Origin of the sequence: Bartonella melophagi K-2C, assembly GCF_000278255.1 — a bacterium.
Taxonomy (GTDB): Bacteria; Pseudomonadota; Alphaproteobacteria; order Rhizobiales; family Rhizobiaceae; genus Bartonella; species Bartonella melophagi.
Window position 1 is genome coordinate 16,878 of the sequence record NZ_JH725088.1, and the last position, 2,539, is coordinate 19,416.

The window sequence follows — 2,539 nt, forward strand, 5'->3', positions numbered from 1 at the left end:
TGCAGTTATATTTCTTTCCAAATCTTGAATTATCAACCTTCTCACTTTCTTCCGTAAGCTCGTATTTCTTTTCTATACTCATGTTCTTATCCTCCTAATGATTGTTCACTATCGGTTTGATCACACCCCAACCTGCTCACTACACAAACATCAATAAAATCAGATGGTGGGGGGAGATCTTGATTTGTAACGCCGTAGCGTATATTATTTGAATAGTATTTCATGAATGTACGAATGCGTATTTCCGTTTCTGGCCATATGCGTCCACCTTGTCGTAACCGTGAAACTAAACGGCCATTTTTTATTGATTTGAAACCAAAAGTGTACGGAGACATTTTGTTATTAGTTAAAAACAACTCTATATCCTTTATAAGTGCAGAATGGCGCATTATGTCTTTTCACACTCCTTCATCACATAACCTAATCTTATAACGCTATTATAACGCTATAGCGTAAAGATGTAAAGGCTTTAAAATGACAAAGATTGAAAAAGATTGGTTTCAACGCTTAATTGAACTAATAAAAAATGACGGACGAACAATGGTTGAGATAAGTAAAGCCTCAGGTTGTGGACAAAACTATATACAACAGATGGTGAATGGAGGGAAAAGGCCTTCTGTAGATAAATTGATGGCTATTCTTAATACACTCGGAAATGCAAGCGCTATATATGTAATAACTGGATTCAACATTTCCGAGGAAGATATAAAGTTTATAACTTGGGCTTCATCTGGAGATAAGAGGAAGCTTGAAGCTTTAAACGTTTTGTTGACGGAACAGCATAAGTAATATCTTCTACTACCATTAATATTTCTTGTTTTTGTGTCGTAGATAAAGACTCCCATCTTACAACAATATTAGGTAAAATTACTTCTAAATTTTTAGAGTTCTTCATTTTATGTTCCTACATTATTAATTAAAATAACGCTATAGCGATTTTTTTAATTGACATAAACGCTAAAGCGTGTTATATTTATCCCCATAACTTAAAAACAACCATTTACGAACAAGGAATAGAGGGGATGGAAAATGAATGAACAGTTTTTTGTGAATGCTGATGAGATTTTGTTGCTTGTATGCAGTGGTGATTATCATCACGCTCAATCTGGACCAATTAATAAGACTGAAATCATGAGCATTGTTGACGGTTTAGATGATGTTGAAAGCATTCTTCGCATTGATCTTCAGTCAAACCGCTATGATGATATTTCAGAAGAGATTGCTGAGCTTTATGTTCAAAAATACTTAGACGAAGGCCGCTATTGTTTTTTAGAGTCTAACCCGTATCCCTTTATAGCTGAGAGTGATGCATATCATGATCTTTTAGAAGATATAAAAAAGCGGGAATATGCTGATGCAACCTACGGCAGTTATGAAGAGCAACATCGTTTACGTCCTTGCGATGTTTTAAATATGAATTATCGGTGAGATACAGCAATACCCCTTTTTTCTCACCCCATCTGAAAAACCAATCCAAACATTATGAGGCTTATAATGGAAACGCTTATCCCTATTTGGAACCATACAATGAACCAAGAAACTGTCCAAACAGTCAATGCACGTGAGTTGTATACATTCTTAAAAGTTAATTCCAATTTTAACGATTGGATAGTGCATCGTATTAAAGAGTATGGTTTCCTAGAAAACAAAGACTTTGTGAGTTTTACTAAAATTTTAGTAAACCCTCAAAATGGTCGTCCATGCATCGAATACTACCTCACCTTAGACATGGCAAAAGAACTTGCTATGATTGAGCGTAATGAAAAGGGTAAGCAAGCCCGTCAATATTTCATTGAATGTGAACGAAAAGCAAAACAAATAACACCTCCTCAAATTGACTATTCTGATCCTCAGATCATGTTAGGTGTTTTGACGTACCTCAAAAATGCAAATGATCGCCTTCAATCTTCAGAATGCTCTGATGACCTGCTTGATATAAATGATGCAGCACAAAGATTAGGCATGTGTCCTGAAGATTTAACCAGCTGTTTGATTAATCATCGTTGGATTTATCGTCGTACTGATAAAAAATTGGTGCCTTATTATAGTAAAATCAATGAAGGACTAATGGGGTATATACCAAAAACCATTCAAACCATCACCGGAAGAAAAAAGAGCGTTCCTAGTGCAAAAATTACACCAAAAGGATTAAAATGTCTAAGTGTGAGACTCCAAAAACACATCTGCACTCAAGAAGAGATCAATGACTTTGTTAATGCTAAAGTTGCTGATTTTAAAACAATGACAGCAACAACGCTTTCTTCTCAACACATTTAAAAACCTCCCCAAACACACCCTTTTTCAAAACATGCGTGCTTCACGCCACAGCTGAAGTGCAACCAAAATGAAGGAAAATAACAATGACAACTTCTCTTGTAGCAAAAATGGCGCAGCAATATGATTTCTCAGAACAAGAGTTTCGTGATGCAATTTTCAAAACATGTATGAGCAGTAATATTTCTAATGCTGAGTTCTTAGTCTTTGTTTATCTTGCCAAAAAATATGGATTAGACCCTCTCAACAAAGAAATATATGCCAT

4 protein-coding genes are annotated in these 2,539 nt (G+C 35.3%); 3 read left to right on the top strand and 1 reads right to left on the bottom strand.

The genetic code is table 11. The annotated features are described in order from the left end of the window. Positions 1-86: 86 nt before the first annotated feature. Positions 87-389, bottom strand: coding sequence for a hypothetical protein (locus ME3_RS06565; protein WP_007478128.1), 303 nt, complete (start codon positions 387-389; stop codon positions 87-89). A gap of 85 nt (positions 390-474) precedes the next feature. Between ME3_RS06565 and ME3_RS06570 the strand changes: the two genes are divergently transcribed. From ME3_RS06570 to ME3_RS06580, 3 genes are all read left to right on the top strand, one after another. Then, positions 475-789, top strand: a complete 315-nt coding sequence (locus tag ME3_RS06570; protein ID WP_007478129.1) for a helix-turn-helix domain-containing protein — start codon at positions 475-477, stop codon at positions 787-789. Positions 790-1,029: 240 nt separating this feature from the next. Then, complete coding sequence (locus ME3_RS06575) at positions 1,030-1,428, top strand: hypothetical protein (protein ID WP_007478131.1); 399 nt, start codon at positions 1,030-1,032, stop codon at positions 1,426-1,428. A gap of 66 nt (positions 1,429-1,494) precedes the next feature. Further along, positions 1,495-2,277: a phage antirepressor Ant gene (locus ME3_RS06580; protein ID WP_007478132.1), complete on the top strand. Its 783-nt coding sequence runs from the start codon at positions 1,495-1,497 to the stop codon at positions 2,275-2,277. The last annotated feature ends 262 nt before the right edge of the window (positions 2,278-2,539 follow it).